Source organism: Burkholderia sp. 9120, from assembly GCF_000745015.1.
In the GTDB taxonomy this organism is placed as follows: domain Bacteria; phylum Pseudomonadota; class Gammaproteobacteria; order Burkholderiales; family Burkholderiaceae; genus Paraburkholderia.
Genome location: NZ_JQNA01000002.1, coordinates 4,037,224 through 4,054,842 on the forward strand (window position 1 = coordinate 4,037,224; position 17,619 = coordinate 4,054,842).

Here is a 17,619-nt window from a genome sequence, read left to right on the forward strand (position 1 = left end):
GACGTCCAGCTAACGGCGTGTGAGGATTTCCTGAAGGCGCACAGGGGCCGGTGAAAGCCCTGACAAAGCGTCAAGAACAAAGCGGCTGGATCGAGTTGTCCGATTACTCGAGTGCAGGGAGATCATCATGAACAAGCAAGTGTTCGCGCTGGCTGTCTCCGCCGCTTTGTCCGCCGCTTTTGCCCAGTCTGCCTCGGCGCAGACCAGCGTGACGCTGTACGGCGTACTCGATGAGGGCATCAACTACACCAATAACGTCGGCCGTGGCCATGTCTATGAACTGGCGAGCGGCGACGCGCAAGGCAGCCGCTGGGGCCTGAAGGGCGCCGAGGAACTGGGCGGCGGTCTGAAAGCGATCTTCCAGCTCGAAAACGGCTTCGACGTCAGCTCGGGACGCTTCAATCAGGGCGGCCGGATGTTCGGCCGCCAGGCCTTCGTGGGCATCAGTTCGGATACCTTCGGCAGCTTGACGTTCGGGCGCCAGTACGATTCGGTAGTCGACTATCTGGCGCAGACGACGGCCAACGGCAATTGGGCCGGCGAACTGTTCTCGCACCCGTACGACAACGACAACACCGACAACTCGTTTCGCCTCGACAACTCGGTCAAGTTCACCAGCCCGTCGATCTCCGGCTTCCAGTTCGGCGGCGTCTACAGCTTCAGCAACGACACCAACTTCGCCAATAACCGCGCTTACAGTTTCGGCGGGCAATATACGTATGGCGGCCTGCTGGTCGCCGCTGCTTATCTGCAGGCCGACAATCCCGGCAATGGCGCGAACGGCGCGATTACCGCGAACGACGCCAGTTTCATCGCGGGGCGCATGCGCGTGTTCGGCGGCGGCATCACGTACTCGTTCGGTCCGGCGACGGCCGGCTTCGTTTATACCAACTCGAATTATCTGGATCCGACCGGCAACGGTTATCTCGGCATCACACCGCTCGTGCCGCCGGGCATTTTGCTCAACTCGCTGAAGTATCAGAACTTCGAGGTGAACGGCAAATATCAGGTGTCGCCGATGCTGTTCGTCGGCGCGCAATATGTCTACACGATGGAAAGCTACGACGCGTCCAACGGCGGCGTGAAGCCGCGGATTCACTCGTTCGGTCTGATGGCGGATTACAACTTGTCCAAACGCACCGACGTCTACATTCAGGGCGAATATCAGCAGGTGACCGGCGACTCGACCTACACGATTCTGGACGATGCCTTCACGCCCGGCACCCAGTCGCCTTCATCGACGTCGAAGCAGGTCGTGGTGCGGGCGGCGATACGACATAAGTTCTAGGCGAGCGCGAGCGTGCATGGCGCTTGCGTGAGCGGCTCAGTTCATCACGTAGTGCTGAATCAGAATCCCGACCACCACGCCGGCCGGAATGCCGAAGCTTCGGCCACGCAGCGTCGCGCTTAAATCCTCGTCGAGGACAAAGCGGCAGCGACGCTCGCGCCACACGGTTTTATAAGCCAACGGTCTCGCGCCGACGATCACCACGGCGATCAGCACCGTGACGACAACTTGCCCGAACGCGTGCAACTGGGCCGTGAACGGTGAAAACTCGCCGGCGTTGCAAAGCAGCACCATGACGAAGGCAGCGATCAACGCGCCGAAGAAAAAACCGCTGATAAACCGGTTTGCCGATTGAAGAGAATCCACTGCAACCTCAACGCGTTCGTCAGCGGGATAAACGTGACGAACGAAAAAATAGACGGACGGGAAGGGTGTTCGATTGAATCGACCCGCCAGAATATTTTCTTTGGCGGCCGCTACCTAGCGTCCGTTTCCCAACGCCTCGCGCGATAAGTCGGAAACGGCCGCCGCGTAAATGGCCGCCTACGCGCCCAGCAGATTCAGTTTCGCGTACTGCAGCAGCATGATCGTCTTGCCGTCGACGATCTCGCCGCGCTCGATCATCGCGAGCGCTTCGTTCACCGGCAATTCCAGCACCTCGATATCTTCGCCTTCATCCGCGATGCCGCCGCCTGCGCCGACCTTCGCCACCGCGTCGTATTCGGCGACGAAAAAGTGCAGCTTCTCCGTGACCGAGCCCGGGCTCATGAACGCCTCAAATACCTTGCGCACGTCATGCACGCGGTAGCCGGTTTCCTCTTCCACCTCCGCGCGAATCCGTTCTTCCGGCGAGGCGGCTTCCAGCAGACCGGCCGGCGCCTCGATCAACATGCCGTGATGACCGTTGACGAACGCCGGCAGGCGGAATTGCCGCGTCAGCACCACCGTACGGCGGCGCGGATCGTACAGCAGCAGGGTGGCGCCGTTGCCGCGGTCGTAGGTTTCGCGGCTTTGGCGCTGCCAGCTACCGTCGGCGCGTTGATAGTCGAAGGTGGTTTTTTTCAGCACGTACCAGTCGTCCGAGAGCACTTCGACGTCGACGATACGGACCCGTCCGGCGGTTTCGTTCATGTTCGCTTCCTGTTTTTCTGATTGCCATGTTTGCATGGGCAAGGACAAAGCGGTCGGCGCCGCCTGCGAATCATGGTATCGTGCAGCTTCGTGCAAAAACAAGTGATTTCGTGCAATTGCGTTGAAATGCCCCTGACCCTGTCGAGACCCTCACCGTGCTGACTTCGCAAAGAAAACAACTGATCCTTGAAGCGCTGAAGCGCAACGGGCAGGTGATCGCCAAGACGCTGAGCGTCGAATTCGAGGTGTCGGAAGACACGATCCGCCGCGATCTCCGCGAGCTCGCCGCCGAAGGCCAGCTTCAGCGCGTGCATGGCGGCGCGTTGCCGGCGTCGCCGGCGGCGGTAGACTTTGCCGGGCGCGAGCGGATCGAGTCGGCGTCGAAAGCGGCGATTGGCCGCGCTGCCGCCGGCATGATCGCGCCTGGCCAGATCGTGTTCGTCGACGGCGGCACGACGGCCGTGCAACTGGCGCGTCATTTGCCGTGCGACTTGCAGGCCACGATCGTCACGCATAGCCCGAGCATCGCGGTCGAACTCGCCGAGCACACGCAACTCGAGGTCGTGATGATCGGCGGCCGTCTGTTCCGGCATTCGATGGTCAATCTCGGCGCGGCCGCCATCGAAACGCTCAGCCATATTCGCGCCGATCTGTTTTTCATGGGCGCGACCGGCGTGCATCCGCAAGCGGGTCTGAGCACCGGCGATCGCGAAGAGGCCTACGTGAAGCGCGCGTTCGCCGAGCATGCGGCGGAGACCGTGGTGTTGGCGTCGGCGGAGAAACTGCACGCGGCGTCGGCGTACAAGATCGCGGACGTGACGGCGGCCAGCGCGATCGTGGTGGAACGCGGCACGGCCGAGGCGCTGACTGCGCCGTTCGAGGCGCTCGGCATCACGATCGTGCGAGCGTAATTCGTCGCGACGGTGGCCACGCGGAGGCCTTCCGGGCATCACGCTCAAGCCGCTATTAAGCCCACTGCATAACGGTTCCAGCGGGCTTCCAACGCGCTTCCAGATCAACCCATGCTGAATCCGTTATTTTCGAGATAGCGGACAAAATTTGACGCACCCTGCGGCGAATCAGCGCGATAATCGCGGCCTTTGCCCTTCGCCGGGCAGACAAAAAGGCAACTCACGGTAGTTCAAAGGTCAATCAGATCGAATGCGGCGCAACCGGAACACGGGTCGTCGCAGATCGCCGGTACGCGCGGGCGCGCATGAGCGCCTGTGGTTCGAACAGCTCCTTCGTGGTTCCATTGCCGTTCCGCACGCCAGCGCGTGCGTGTCAGCGCGCGCATCGTCGCGCGCGCGGCGGCGGGGGAAGCGTGTGGGTTCCGCCGACGGGTTGCCGCCGTGTTCACTTAAGGAGAAGTCCATGGGGAAACTCGACCTTTCGCGTCGTAGTTTTCTGAAGGCCAGCGTCGTGGCGGGTGTGTCGGTGTATCTCGCGCCGATGGGCAGCCGCGCATTCGCTGCGTTGTTCGAAGAGAAAATTCTGACGCCGATGCAGTGGGACGCGGCGAACGGTCAGGCGAAATTCCGTATCGACGGGATCGCCAAGGTGACCGGTTCGAAAGTGTTCGCACGCGACATTCGCGCCACCGACATGCCGCATTGGCCGCAGCAGCAGTCGCACGCGTTCATTCTGCGCACTACGCAAGCCGACCGCAGCTACGAAGGTTTCGACCTGTCGCTGCTCGGCGCCGATCTGCAACCCGACCGGGTGGTGACGGCGGCGGATCTGACGCGCGACGGCCTGATCTTCCCGGCCTTCTACGGCGACGACATGTTGCTGCCGCCGGGCAAGACGCCCGCGTATCTCGGCCAGGCGGTCGCGATCCTGATCTATCACGACTTCGCGCGCTTCCGCTTCGCGAAGAACACGCTGAAGTTCCAGGATCAGATCATCCGCTACGGCGCGCAGACGGGGCCGCTGGAACGCGATCCGTGGGGCACGTTCCGCTTCGTGCGGGTCGGCGGTAAGACGCCATACGACGACGATGTTTTCTCCAGCCTGAAAGACGCGCCGGTGTTTCCGAGCATGATGCGCAAGCACAAGCCGGTGTGGCCCGACGGCGTCGAGCACGGCAAGCTGGACGAGCAGGGCATGTTCCACGCCGCGCAGATCCAGCAGAACCTCGATCATCCGTCGGCGGACTGGCTGGTGATGGAGCGCGAGTACAACACGCAGTCGATCGATACGGCCGCGCTCGAGCCCGACAACGCGAACTGCTGGTACGACGCCGCGACGCAATCGCTGCACATGGTGGTGCCGACCCAGGCGCCGTCCGAAGTCGTGGACAGCGCGGCCGGCATGGTCGCGAAGTGCGCGTTCCCGGTGAAGAACCTGTTCATTCACCCGTGCTACACGGTCGGTTACGGCTCGAAGGATCACTTCAACGTGCCGTTCTATGGCCTCGTCTGCGCGATGTATGCGGACGGCCGCCCGGTGCGTCTCGCCAACGACCGCTACGAGCAGTTCCAGACCTCGTTGAAGCGCCACGCGTTCAAGATGAACTACCGCATCGCCGTCGATAAAAAGACCGGTCTGCTGCAATCGTTCAAGGCGGAGATGGAAGCAGACGGCGGCGGGCGCTGCAACTTTTCGCCTTCCGTGGCAATGGTGGGCGCGACCGCCGCGCAGTCGATCTATTACTTCCCGAGCAACGATCTGTCGGCGGTGGCGATTGCGTCGCGCGCGATCGACGCCGGTTCCGCGCGCGGCTACGGCACGCTGCAGAGCATGGCCGCGACCGAAATGATGGTCGACGAAATCGCCGCGCAACTGAAGCTCGATCCGATCGATTTCCGCCTGAAGAACGCGTTGCGCTCCGGCATGAAAAACACGCAAGGCGCGGTGCCGGCCGGCGCGATTCGCGTCGACGACGTGTTGAACAAGGCCAAGGTGCATCCGCTGTGGGTGAATCGGGCGAAGCGCAAGGCCGAGTTCGAAGCGGCGCATCCGGGCAAGCGCTACGGCGTGGGTTTCGCGTGCGTGCAGAAGGACTTCGGCACCGGCGCGGAGACCTCGTTCGCGAAGGTCGAATTCAGCGCCGACGGCAAGATCAGTTTGCAGCACACGGCCGCTGAAATCGGCACCGGCGTGTCGACCTCGCAGGCCGTCGCGGTCGCCAAGTGGCTCGGCAAGCCGGCCACCGACGTGCACGTCGCGATCACCGACTGGCCGGATCTGCCGGTCGTCACGAGCGGCGATCCGTACATGATGTCGCAGGCCGATCAGGACAAGCTCGCGGCGAATCCGCGCTGGTCGCCGGGTTATGCGTCGCCGTCCAGCGCGACGAACTCCGCGTTCTATTTCACGCACAGCACGCGCGAAGCGGCGCGGGTCGTGTTCGCACACGGTCTGTGGCCGGCCGCGATGGCGATCTGGAGTCAGGGCACGGGCGGCGGTCAGGCCGCGCCGCTGGTGGTGCGGATCGAAGACGCGCGCTGGGTCGACGGCAAGCTGTCGGCAGCGGGGCTCGAGGCGCTGCCGTTCGAACAGCTCGCGAAGAAAGCGCACGAACTCGGGCTCGTGACCGGCGCGACTGTGCACGTGTTCAATCGCTGGCAATGGACCGAAGCGGACTTCGAGATCGACGGCGCGGTCGTGCGCTTGCCGCTCGACGGCCTCGCGCTGCGCTACGGCGACAACGCGCCGGACGAACGCAAGAAACTGCAGACTACGGCGAATCGTTACCGCGTGCTGGATCGTCAGCGCGTGTTCATTCCGCCGGTTCAGCGCAACAACGCGACCGTGACGTACTACAGCGCGGTCGGCACACTGGTCGAACTGTCGGTGCATGAAGCGAGCGGCAAGGTCGAGTTGCTCGCGCATCACTCGATCATGGAGTGCGGCAATCAGATCTCGCCGCAACTCGTGTCGGGCCAGTTGCAAGGCGGTCTGGCGATGGGCATCGGCCACGCGCTGCACGAGTATCTGCCGCTGTACGAAGACGGTCCGGGTAACGGCACGTGGAACTTCAACCGCTACCACTTGCCGCGCGCGACGGACGTCGCCGTCTGGACCCAGACCGGCGAAGTGCTGCCGCCGCTCACCGAGACCGATCCGCCGAAGGGCATTGCCGAAGTGGTGATGATTCCGGTGGTCGGCGCGATCGTGAATGGGATCGCGCATGCGATCGGGCATCGGTTTACCGATCTGCCGGTTACCCCGCAACGTATTCAGGAGGTGCTCGCATGACGGCCCCCAAGCAAGATTTGACGAACGCCGCGAGCCAGACGGGTGGTGTGGCGGTGGCTTCCGGTGTGGTGGGCGGGGCGGCGAGTGCCGCGGCTGCTCCGGCGGCTGCTTCGGTTTCGGCTGCTGCATCCGCCGGCGTTGCCGCCAGCGCGCCGGCCGCCGGTGTGGTCGAGCGTCCGTTGACGCATTTCCGCACGCTGCCGCTGTCGATCAAGGTCAACGGCGAGATCGTCGGTCCGACCGACGTGCCGGCCGGGCTGATGATGATCGACTACCTGCACGAGTATCTGCACCTGACCGGCTCGCGTCTCGGCTGCGGTCAGGGCATCTGCCACGCGTGCGTGGTGATCGTCGACAAACCGGACGGCACCAGCGAAGAAGTGCGCACCTGCATCACCGGCGCGAATTTCTTCCACGGCAAAACCATTCGCACGATCGAAGGCCACGCGAAGCGCAACGACGCGGGCGAAGTCATCGGCATGTCGCCGATCCAGCAGAAGTTTCTCGAGCACTTCAGCTTTCAGTGCGGCTACTGCACGCCGGGTTTCGTCAACGCGGCCACGGTGTTGATCGAACGTCTGCAGCGTCAGCCGGTTGCCAAAGACGAGGTCGAAGCGACCATCACCGAAGCGCTGAACGACCATATCTGCCGTTGCACGGGCTACGTGCGCTATTACGAAGCCGTCAAGGAAGTCGTGCTGACGACGCCGGGTCTCGTCAAGGAAGCCGCATGATGCGCCGCCCGATCACTCTGCGCCGCGCGCTGCTTTTGCTTGGCGCGACGCTCGCGTTGAGCGCGTGCGGCAAGCACGACGATTCCGCCGCAATGACCGCCGCCGCCGCGTTGGGGCCGCAGTCCACCGCCGCCGATCCGCTCGCGCGCGGCCGCTATCTCGTGAAAGCCGCCGATTGCGCCGCCTGCCACACCACCTCGGACGGCGCGCCCTTCGCCGGCGGCGTGAAACTGGCTTCGCCGTTCGGCACTTTCTACGGCACCAACATCACGCCGGACAAAGCGCACGGCATCGGCAACTGGAGCGCCGACGATCTGTACAAGGCGCTGCACGACGGCGTCACGCCGACCAAACAGTTGTATCCGGCGATGCCGTACACGTCGTACCGTCAGTTGTCGCGCGCGGATAGCGATGCGATCTACGCGTATCTGATGGCGCAGAAACCGGCCGCCGTGCCGAACCACGAACCCGAACTGTCGTTCCCGTTCAACCTGCGTTTCGGCGTGCGTTTCTGGGACTGGGTGTTCCTGAAGGACGCGTTGCCGGATGCGTCAAACCAGGCGTCGGCCAAGGGCGCTGCCGCCACCGGCTCGGCGGACTGGTATCGCGGGCGTTATCTGGCGAGCGCGCTCGGCCATTGCGCCGAATGCCACACGCCGCGCGGCAAGTTCGGCCAACTCGACGGCGCGAAGCCGCTGGCGGGTGCGGCGCTCGGCCGGATCGCGGCACCCGACATCACGCCGCACGGTCTGGCAGCGCGTGGCTGGACCGCCGCCGATCTGCAGACGTTTTTCGCCACCGGCATCGCGCCGCAAGGCTCGGCGTTCGGCGAGATGTTTCCGGTCGTGCATCTGAGCAGCCAGTACATGACGCACGACGATCTGCGCGCCATGTCCACCTACCTGCTCGGCGATCAGCCGCCCGCGCCGCAGCCGTTGCAACCGTTGCAGTCAGGTTCGGCCGATGCCGCGCAGCTCGAAGCCGGACGCAACGTGTATCTCGCCGTGTGTGCCGGTTGTCACGGCATCAACGGTGAAGGCAAGCCGCACGTCGCGGTGCCGATGCACGCCAACTCGACGCTGCGTCAGAGCGATGCGCACAACCTGATCGTGGCGATGCTCGACGGTCTCGGCGCGCAGGATTTCCCGGGTCTCGAACGGATGCAGGAGATGCCGGGTTTCGCCACGCAACTCAGCGACGAAGAACTCGCGCAGCTCGCGAACTATCTGCGTGCGACGTGGGGCGGCCAACCGGCCGACGTCACCGCGGACTCGGTGAAAGCGTTGCGATGAAGTAATGACGCGGTGAACTCGACCGCGCCGACCTGCTCAAACCGTATCGCGCCGCCGGCTGGCGGCGCGCCTTACGGTTCGCCATCGATCAGTCTGGTTTCTTCCACGGAGACTTCATGAGCAATGTGAGCAATCGCGCGACAGAGATTCTTCCGCACCACAGCTACGTTCATTCACTCGGCGCGCCGCTCGCCTGTGTGCAAGGCACGATCAGCAAGGTATTCCCCAGCCCGGACAATCACCACGGCGCGAATCATCAGCAATTCGTGATCAAGATCGACACGGTGCTGAAGTTCGAAGGCGGCTCGGAGAATCTGGTGGGCACCGAAGTTTTCGTCGCTGTGCGTTTCGGCGACGACGAAGGTCTGGCGCACGAGATCCCCGGCTTGCAGGCCGGTCAGCCGATTGAAGCGCAAGGGGAATATATTCCCGATTCCAGCGCCTATCCCACCGCCGACAACAACAACCCCGTGCTGCCGGTACTGCATTTCACGCATCATCCGGTCGGCTACGTACGCTACGACGGGCAGTACTACAGCTAACCCGGTTTCCCTCGAAGCGGACGGACATCGCGCCGTTCGCCTGCCGGCACGTTCATCTTTTCCCCATTCGCCGTTCCTTTTACGCCGTGAAAACGATTCAAGTTTTCGCGGCGCTTTGCCGTTAAAGCAAAAGTTACCGACCGATTGCCGAGGTGTTGCCGTTTCCGTTGCACGCGCAACGATGTCCGCAATACCGTGGGTAAGGTTTGTATCAGATTGTGTGGAGCGGGGCGTTTTCTGTAAAACGCACTTTACAATTCCGCTGGAATTTTAATCGGCAATCTGGCCCTTTTCGCAGAAGATCGACTGTTTTGGGTGAGTCCACGGTAGACGTGGCTTCCCGACATCGGGTGATGGCGAAGGGTTGGGTTGTTCGGCAGGACATGGGATGAGCGTCGCACGAGGCGACCTCGCCGTGTCGCGAAGATAGGCCGCGCGGCGTACGAACGCGCGCATCGCACGCGACGAGGCGTGCATCCGGTCCGCCATAAAAAAGGCAGGAGTCGGACATGGTGGAAAAGCGTTTCGACAGAACAATCAAGGCCAGTCTGGCCGGCGTGTGGGTCGCGCTGGCCGTCAGCGGTTGTGCGAACGTCGGGCAGCAGGGCGCGCAGAGCGGCGCGGCGCCGGATGCGACGGCCGCTTCCGCGGTGCCGGCGGCGAATGCGCCGACCGCAACGGCAGCGACCGGTGCGCAACTGAAGATCGGCGCCGATGCGGGCACGCCGCTGAAGAAATCGCCACCGCTGGTGTATCGCGTGAAGCGGGGCGATACGCTGGCGCGTATCGCGCAGCATCATCATTGCAGCGTCAGGCAGTTGCAAGCCTGGAACGGTTTGAAAACGAAGTCGCGGTTGAAGTTGGGGCAGGTGCTGCATGTGGCGTCGCCGGAAACCGTGCGGGCCGTGAACGCGGCTAACGCGGCGGCGGCTGCTTCGGCCAAGGCGGCAGCGGCTTCGGCTTCGGCGGCTGCATCGGTGGCGCAGCAGGCGGGCGTATCGACGAATTCGGCTGCGGTTACGGCTAATGCTTCGGTTGCGGCAGCCGCATCGGCAACCCAAGCCACCCAGGCCGCTCCGGCCACCACCGCGCAAGCGGACTCAGCCGCGCCGAGCGCCGCTGAGGCACGCGAAGTCGCGCAGCAAACCGCGCGGCACGCGAACGGCGTGGCGCTGGCATGGCCGGCGGGCGGGCACGTCGTTGAAGGATTCCAGGCGGGCGAGACGCGCGGCATTGAAATCGGCGGCAAGCCGGGCGATCCGGTGCGCGCCGCCGCCGACGGCAAAGTGATGTACGCCGGCACGGGCCTGAACAGCTACGGCAGTCTGATCATCGTCCAGCACAACAAGGACTTTCTGACCGCTTACTCGCATAACCGCAAGCTGCTGGTCAAGACCGGCGACATCGTCCGGCAAGGGCAGCAGATTGCCGAGATGGGCGACGAAAACAACTCGCGCGTCTCCGTCGGCTTCGAGTTGCGCCGCGACGGCAAGCCGATCGATCCGATGCCTTATCTGCCGCACGGGCGCGGTTAAGCCCGCGTCGTCACACGAACCCGCACACCTCTCAGCGGCGTTCAACTCCGGCGTGAAGAGGGCGCGGCTAAGCCCGCGTCCTCACGCAATCCAGCGTAGCGCCGCAGCGACGATCGCTTCCGGCGCGTCTTCCTGCATCAGATGGCCGGCGTTCGGCACTGCCTGAAAGCGCGCGTTCGGTATCGCCGCAGCCAGTTGGCGGCCGCGCGCCAGCGGAATCCATTGATCCTCTTCGCCCCACAGAATCTGCACCGGGCAGCGCAGTTGCGCGTAGCGCGCTTCGACCTCGTCGGTATAGCGCTGATCCATTTGCGCGATCTGCCGGTAGAACGCGGCCTGTCCCGTCGCGCCGAGCCACGGCGCCACATAGGGTGCGAGTTCGCCGTCCGGAATCTCACGCGCAATCGCGCCGCGTAGATACGCTTTCACCACCGCTTCGTGAATGTAGGGCGGCAGCCCGGCAAACGCGTCGCCGTGCTCGCGCACATGGCGCACGAAGGGCGAGCCCCACGGCGCAACCGCAACCGGATCGATCAGCGTGAGGCTGCGGTACTCGCAGCCGTCGATCAGATGCGCGCGCAACGAAGTCGCACCGCCGAAATCATGCGCCACCACGTCCGGCTTCGCTAACTGCCAATGCGCGAGCAACGCCGCCAGCAGCACGTTCTGGATGCCGAGCGAGACGTCTTGCGCCTCGCGTTGTTCGGATTGGCCGTAACCGAGCAGGTCGTAGTAGTAGACCGTGTGGTTTTGCGCGAGATGCGGCGCGATGCGATGCCACACAGACGAAGAAAACGGCGTGCCGTGAATCAGCACCAGCGGCGGACCATTGCCGGTCACATTGAAGCGCACGGTCTGATCGCGGAATAAGTAGCTTTCGGGGAGCGGCCAGTTTTGCATGGCAGTGAACGTGGCAAGGGAGTTCGCTTACCTTAGCAGGGCACCGCGATGCGCGCTGATCGGGTTTTCGTAGCGGCCGGCGTGCCGTTCCCGAAAAAGCTCACCTTGGGTTTATTCAGCAAAGCCAGGCAAATTCAATGTTGAACCACCGGCGTATCGATTCAAATCGTAAACAACACACGCTTGCGACGCCCACTCTTGCGAATCGCGCATAAATCGGCCTGAAGTAAGGGCTTTTCGCATCGGCTGACTACCGGAAGCCTGGTAATTCCTGATAATCGTCGACCGCCGTATTCAACCCGGTCATGTTCAGCCGATCAAAAAGCACGCTTCTCAATGGTGAGGAAATTCGGGAGCCGACGGCGCGCACCGCGCATTCTGGCAAGCCGGCGCGCGTCGACGTACGCCGGCCTTAAAAAACCTCACCGCCAACCGCTCACTTCTCCGCCACCCCACGCAGCAACTGCGCCACCTGCCCATGGTGATGCAGAATCGCCGGGTCGGCCTGCAACAACGGCAGATAGCGCGGCAGAAAAATATTGTTCGGCGCATCGGGCGAGAACAGTCCCGTGACCGCTTCGGCCGCGCCGACCCGGTCGGCGGTATCGGCTTCCTTGTCGTCGAGGATTTCGTCGACGCTCGCGATCACCGTCGAGAGCGGCGTGAGCCAGCGAAACCCCGAGCCGTTGATGAGCACCTGCAGAAACGCCGCCGGCGTCACCGGACCGAATTCCTTTTCATACGCCGCGCGTTCGTGGTCGAGAATCGCTTTGTGCAGCGACAGCAGAGGTCGGCGAATGTCCGAGAGGAATTGAGTGCATTGCTGGTCGTTCATCGTGCTGCTCCTTCGGAGTGTCAGGCCGGATCGCATCCGGCATTCGGGTATTCAGGTATTCGGGTACATGCAATCGTTCCAAACCGGAACCATGCTAGCAAAATCGGCGGCCGCTGACCGCTAAAGCGTTTCAACGGCCACGCGCGCATGGGGGTCGCTGCGAAATTATTTATCCGCGACTACAATTTGCCGATCATCTCCGGCGCGTTCGCGCCTTGCATCGAATGTCTGTTTGAACTGAACGCGAGCCGCCGCGCGTATTAGTCCGGCTTATCGAATAAACGCGGCAACGCTCACTGTTTTGGTTCGACGTCTCTGTCTAAACAGCCTCATCAACAATAAACCCCACTCGGAGCCGCTCAATGACAACCCTGAATATCAACGGCGAGACCCATACCGTCGACGCCCCACCCGACATGCCCCTGTTGTGGGTCTTACGCGACCTCGTCGGTTTGACCGGCACCAAGTTCGGTTGCGGCATTGCGCAATGCGGCGCCTGCACCGTGCATCTCGACGGTGTTGCGGTGCGCTCGTGCGTATTGCCGGCCGCAGCGGTCGGCGACCGCAAGATCACCACCATCGAAGCGGTCGGCGGCACGCCCGCCGGCCAGAAAGTGCAGCAGGCCTGGCGGCAACTGGACGTGGTGCAGTGCGGCTACTGTCAGTCGGGGCAGGTCATGTCGGCGGCTTCGCTGCTCACGAGCAACCCGAACCCCAGCGACGCGGATATCGACGCCGCCATGGCCGGCAACATCTGCCGCTGTGGGACGTATAACCGCATCCGCGCGGCGATCAAGCAAGCCGCGAAGGGAGCCTGACATGTCCCAGGGATTGCTCGATGCAGGCAACGGTGCACATCCGTCCGGAACGAAGGCGGGGCGCGTGTCGCGCCGCACGTTTCTGAAATTCGGCGTGACGGTGGGCGCGGCGGCCGGCGGCGGTTTGCTGCTCGGCTTCAGCCTGCCGGCGGCCAGCCAGGATCAGAAGGCCGGTAAATCGGTGATTGGCGGCGATGGAGTCGAGACGCCGCAAAGCGGCGTGTTCGCGCCGAACGCGTTCATCCAGATCGACACGGCGGGCAAGGTGACGCTGGTGATTCCCAAGGTCGAGATGGGCCAGGGCGTGTACACGTCGATTCCGATGCTGATCGCCGAAGAGCTCGAAGTGCCGCTCGATTCGATCACGGTCGATCACGCGCCGCCCAACGAAAAGCTCTTCATGGACCCGCTGCTCGGCGGCCAGTTAACCGGCGGCTCGACCTCGATCCGCTACGCGTGGGAGCCGATGCGCCGTGCCGGCGCCGCCGCGCGCGTGGTGCTGATCCAGGCGGCCGCGCAGCAATGGCAGGTCGATCCGGCGAGCTGCCACGCGCAGGCCGGCCAGGTGCTCCATGCGGCCAGCCAGCGCAGCCTCGGCTACGGTCAACTGGCGGACGCCGCGGCCAAACTGCCCGCGCCGCAAAACGTGCCGCTGAAGAACCCGAAAGACTTCAAGCTGATCGGCACGTCGCCCAAGCGTCTCGATTCGCCGGAAAAAGTGGATGGCACCGCGATGTTCGGACTCGACGTGCGCGTGCCCGGCATGGTCTACGCCGCGATCGCGAACTGCCCGGTGTTTGGCGGCACGCTCGCGAGCGTCGACGATACCAACGCGAAGAAGATTCCCGGCGTGCGCCAGATCGTCAGGATCGACAACGCGGTTGCGGTGATCGGCGACCACACGTGGGCCGCCAAACGCGGCGTGCAGGCGCTCGATATCAAATGGAACGAAGGTGCGGGTGCGGCTATTTCGATGCAGCAGATCGTCGACGATCTCGCCGCCGCGTCGCAACGCAACGGCGCGGTGGCGCGGAAAGACGGCGACGTGGGCAACGCGTTTTCGAATGCGAAGACGCGTGTCGACGCGGTGTATCAGCAGCCGTTCCTGGCGCACGCCACCATGGAGCCGATCAACTGCACGGTGCATGTACGCCCCGACGGCTGCGATGTCTGGCTCGGCTCGCAGGTGCCGACGCGGGTCGTGGACGCGGCGGTGGCAGTCACGGGTTTGCCGGCCGACAAGATCGTCGTGCATAACCATCTGATCGGCGGCGGCTTCGGCCGGCGGCTCGAATTCGACATGGTCACGCAGGCGGTCAAGGTGGCGAAACAGGTGTCGTCGCCGGTGAAGGTGACCTGGACGCGTGAAGAAGACATTCAGCACGACATGTACCGACCGTACTACTACGACAAGATCTCGGCCGGCCTCGACGCGAACGGCAAGCCGATCGCGTGGCAGCACCGGATCGTCGGCTCGTCGGTGATCGCGCGCTTCGCACCGCCCGCGTTCAAGAACGGCATCGATCCCGACGCGGTCGAAGTGGCCGCCGATCTGCCGTACGACCTGCCGAATCAACTGGTCGATTACGTGCGCCAGGAACCGCACGCGGTGCCCACCGCGTTCTGGCGCGGCGTGGGTCCGACGCGCGGCACCTTCGTGGTGGAGAGTTTCATCGACGAACTCGCGGCGCAGGCCAAAGTCGATCCGGTCAAATATCGCCAGGATCTGCTGGGCAAGACGCCGCGCGCGCTGAACGTGCTGAACGTCGCGACGCAGTCGGCGGGCTGGGGCAGTGCGTTGCCGAAGGGCCAGGGGCGCGGCGTGTCGGTCATGCACGCGTTCGGCAGCTTCTTCGCGATCGTCGTCGATGTGGCGGTCGATCAGGGTGAGGTCGCGGTCAAGCGGGTGGTGTGCGCGGTCGATTGCGGCATGGTGGTGAATCCGAACACGATCGAAGCGCAGGTGCAGGGCGGCATCATCTTCGGGATCACGGCGGCGCTGTACAGCGAGATCACGATCAAGGACGGCCGCGTCGAGCAGAACAATTTCACCGATTACCGGATGCTGCGGATCGACCAGACGCCACCCATCGAGGTGCATATCGTGAAGAGCGGCGAGGCGCCCGGCGGTATCGGCGAACCCGGCACGGCGGCGCTCGCGCCGGCGCTGACCAACGCGATCTACGCGGCCACCGGCAAGCGGCTGCGGCACTTGCCCGTCGGCAGCCAACTGCAAACCGCCTAACCGGAGCCCGATCATGAAAAACACACTGAAGGGTGTCGGTGCGGCGTTGTGCGTCGCGTTGCCGTTGCTGGCGCTGACGCAAGGCTCGGCCTATGCCGCCGCGCAATCAGGCGATCCCGCGCTGGTGCAACGCGGCGCCTATCTCGCGAAGGTCGGCGACTGCGTGGCCTGTCACACAGCGCCGAAGGGCAAGCCGTTCGCGGGCGGCCTGCCGATGACCACGCCGATGGGCCAGATCTACACCACCAACATCACGCCCGATCCGAAGACCGGCATCGGCGGCTATACGGAGGAAGACTTCGCGCGAGCGATGCGCGAAGGCGTCGCGAAAGACGGCCACAACCTGTATCCGGCGATGCCGTATCCGTCGTATGCGAAGGTCAACGACGACGACATGAAAGCGCTGTACGCGTATTTCATGGGCGGCGTGGCGCCGGTGCAGCAGGCGAATCGCGAGGCGGACATCAAGTGGCCGTTGAACATGCGCTGGCCGCTGAAGTTCTGGAACATGGTGTTTCTGGAGAAGGGCGCCTATCAGGACAAGCCGGGCAAGGACGTCGCCTGGAATCGCGGCGCGTACCTGATTCAGGGTCTCGGCCACTGCGGTTCGTGCCACACGCCGCGCGGCATCGCGTTCCAGGAGAAAGCGCTCGACGAAAGCGGCAGTGCGTTTCTGACCGGTGGCCTGCTCGACGGCTGGTTCGCGGCGAATCTGACCGGCGAGCACAACGTCGGGTTGGGGCGCTGGAACGATCAGGATCTGCAGGCGTTCCTGAAGACCGGTGCGAATCGCCATGCGTCGGCGTTCGGCTCGATGACCAGCGTGATCAACAACAGCACGCAGGGCCTGAACGACACCGACGTCGCCGCCATGTCGACGTATCTGAAGTCGTTGCCGCCGGCGGGCGGTAGCAATGCGCCGCCGTACGCGTACGATCCGCAGGCCACCAAGGTATCGCTCAACCGTCCCGCGAACGATGCCGGCGCACGCGTCTATACCGCGTATTGCATGCACTGTCACGGCGTCGACGGGCGCGGCTTCGCGCCGATGTTGGCGCCGCTCGCGGGCAATCCGAACGTGCTCGAGAAAGACCCGTCGTCGCTGATCAACGTGACGCTGAACGGCACGGAAGATCTGGTGATCGGCGGCATTCCCGCGCCGTATCCGATGCCGAAGTATGCGCCGGTGCTCAACGATCAGCAGATCGCGGACGTGCTGAGCTTCGTGCGATCGGGCTGGAACAACGGCGCGCCGACGGTGAGCGCGGCCGAGGTGGCGAAGTTGCGCAAGTCGACGCAGGCGGCCCGGTAGTTATGCGGGCTTAACGTTGGAAGGGATGGGCTGCAAAAAAAAGCGGTAACCGTGTTCGCCACACGGTTACCGCTTTTTCGCATCGAAGCCGCTACGTTAATGAAGCTTCAACGAAGCCCAAAAACCTCAGCGATGCTGTCCCACCTTCTGCCGTTTTTCCAGCACCCGCGCGTACCACGTCAACGGGAAACACATTGCGAAGTAAATCATCGCGACCATGCCGTAGATCGGAAACGGACGGAACGCGGCGTTGGTGATCATCGAGCCGGTCTTGGTCAATTCGGTGAAGCCGATAATCGACGCGAGCGCGGTGCTTTTCACGACCTGCACGAGAAAACCGACCGTCGGCGCCACCGCGATTTTCAACGCCTGCGGCCACACGATATAGCGCAACTGCTGGCTGAACGTCATGCCGAGACTCGCGCCCGCGGCCCACTGACCACGCGGCACCGCTTCGACGCAGCCGCGCCAGATATCGACCAGATACGCGCTCGTATAAAACGTCAGCGTGACGGTTGCCGCGACCCACGGCGAAACGTCGACACCGAGCAGGGGCAAACCGAAGAACGCGAGGAATAGCTGCATCAGCAGCGGCGTGCCCTGAAACACTTCAACGTAGACGATCACCACGCGCCGCAGCCAGGCGATCGGCGACACGCGCATGGCGAGCAGTATCAGCCCGACGAGGCCGCCGCCCACAAACGCGATCAGCGACAGCAGCACGGTCCAGCGCGCGGCGAGCAACAGATTACGGGCGATGTCCCACAGCGTGAATTCGACCATG

General features: G+C 63.7%; 15 protein-coding genes. 10 read left to right on the forward strand and 5 right to left on the reverse strand.

Translation table 11 applies throughout. The features are described from left to right. Positions 1-127 precede the first annotated feature (127 nt). Positions 128-1,288: a porin gene (locus tag FA94_RS26275; RefSeq protein WP_035556729.1), complete on the forward strand. Its 1,161-nt coding sequence runs from the start codon at positions 128-130 to the stop codon at positions 1,286-1,288. A gap of 36 nt (positions 1,289-1,324) precedes the next feature. Here FA94_RS26275 and FA94_RS26280 read toward each other — a convergent pair whose 3' ends face one another. Both FA94_RS26280 and FA94_RS26285 read right to left on the reverse strand, forming a co-directional pair. Next, the gene (locus FA94_RS26280; protein ID WP_035556733.1) at positions 1,325-1,654 is read right to left on the reverse strand and encodes a hypothetical protein; all 330 of its coding nucleotides are present in this window, start codon (positions 1,652-1,654) and stop codon (positions 1,325-1,327) included. 177 nt (positions 1,655-1,831) lie between these two features. Then, on the reverse strand, positions 1,832-2,419 hold the full coding sequence (locus tag FA94_RS26285; RefSeq protein WP_035556736.1) for an NUDIX domain-containing protein: 588 nt from the start codon (positions 2,417-2,419) through the stop codon (positions 1,832-1,834). Positions 2,420-2,574: 155 nt separating this feature from the next. On the opposite strand from FA94_RS26285, the gene FA94_RS26290 reads away from it, so the two are divergent. The 6 genes from FA94_RS26290 to FA94_RS26315 all read left to right on the forward strand — a co-directional run bounded on the left by FA94_RS26290 (position 2,575) and on the right by FA94_RS26315 (position 10,725). Next, positions 2,575-3,330, forward strand: a complete 756-nt coding sequence (locus tag FA94_RS26290) for a DeoR/GlpR family DNA-binding transcription regulator (protein WP_035556739.1) — start codon at positions 2,575-2,577, stop codon at positions 3,328-3,330. A 463-nt stretch (positions 3,331-3,793) separates the two neighbouring features. Further along, the gene (locus FA94_RS26295) at positions 3,794-6,622 is read left to right on the forward strand and encodes a xanthine dehydrogenase family protein molybdopterin-binding subunit (RefSeq protein WP_035556742.1); all 2,829 of its coding nucleotides are present in this window, start codon (positions 3,794-3,796) and stop codon (positions 6,620-6,622) included. After that, positions 6,619-7,356, forward strand: a complete 738-nt coding sequence (locus FA94_RS26300; RefSeq protein ID WP_081936112.1) for a (2Fe-2S)-binding protein — start codon at positions 6,619-6,621, stop codon at positions 7,354-7,356. Before FA94_RS26295 ends, FA94_RS26300 begins: the two co-directional genes overlap by 4 nt. After that, positions 7,353-8,648 (forward strand): cytochrome c, encoded by a 1,296-nt coding sequence (locus FA94_RS26305; protein ID WP_035556744.1) that lies wholly within the window; start codon positions 7,353-7,355, stop codon positions 8,646-8,648. The genes FA94_RS26300 and FA94_RS26305 overlap by 4 nt, the downstream gene beginning before the upstream one ends. A gap of 116 nt (positions 8,649-8,764) precedes the next feature. Beyond that, positions 8,765-9,190, forward strand: a complete 426-nt coding sequence (locus tag FA94_RS26310; RefSeq protein WP_035556747.1) for a hypothetical protein — start codon at positions 8,765-8,767, stop codon at positions 9,188-9,190. A 509-nt stretch (positions 9,191-9,699) separates the two neighbouring features. Then, positions 9,700-10,725 carry a peptidoglycan DD-metalloendopeptidase family protein gene (locus FA94_RS26315; protein ID WP_081936114.1) on the forward strand — a complete coding sequence of 342 codons (1,026 nt, stop codon included), beginning with the start codon at positions 9,700-9,702 and terminating at the stop codon, positions 10,723-10,725. Between the two features lie 81 nt (positions 10,726-10,806). On the opposite strand, the gene FA94_RS26320 is transcribed toward FA94_RS26315, so the two are convergent. Beyond that, a complete protein-coding gene (locus FA94_RS26320) occupies positions 10,807-11,625 on the reverse strand; it encodes an alpha/beta fold hydrolase (RefSeq protein WP_035556750.1) in 819 nt (272 codons plus the stop codon). Between the two features lie 436 nt (positions 11,626-12,061). Continuing rightward, positions 12,062-12,460, reverse strand: coding sequence for a hypothetical protein (locus FA94_RS26325; RefSeq protein WP_035556753.1), 399 nt, complete (start codon positions 12,458-12,460; stop codon positions 12,062-12,064). A 362-nt stretch (positions 12,461-12,822) separates the two neighbouring features. On the opposite strand from FA94_RS26325, the gene FA94_RS26330 reads away from it, so the two are divergent. From FA94_RS26330 to FA94_RS26340, 3 genes are read left to right on the forward strand one after another with little or no spacing between them, the layout of a single operon-like run. Then, positions 12,823-13,278, forward strand: coding sequence for a (2Fe-2S)-binding protein (locus FA94_RS26330; RefSeq protein WP_035556756.1), 456 nt, complete (start codon positions 12,823-12,825; stop codon positions 13,276-13,278). A 1-nt stretch (position 13,279) separates the two neighbouring features. Beyond that, on the forward strand, positions 13,280-15,523 hold the full coding sequence (locus FA94_RS26335; protein WP_035556760.1) for a xanthine dehydrogenase family protein molybdopterin-binding subunit: 2,244 nt from the start codon (positions 13,280-13,282) through the stop codon (positions 15,521-15,523). A gap of 13 nt (positions 15,524-15,536) precedes the next feature. Continuing rightward, positions 15,537-16,835, forward strand: a complete 1,299-nt coding sequence (locus tag FA94_RS26340; RefSeq protein WP_035556764.1) for a c-type cytochrome — start codon at positions 15,537-15,539, stop codon at positions 16,833-16,835. 126 nt (positions 16,836-16,961) lie between these two features. On the opposite strand, the gene FA94_RS26345 is transcribed toward FA94_RS26340, so the two are convergent. Next, the gene (locus tag FA94_RS26345; RefSeq protein ID WP_035556766.1) at positions 16,962-17,618 is read right to left on the reverse strand and encodes an amino acid ABC transporter permease; all 657 of its coding nucleotides are present in this window, start codon (positions 17,616-17,618) and stop codon (positions 16,962-16,964) included. Position 17,619: the final 1 nt, after the last annotated feature.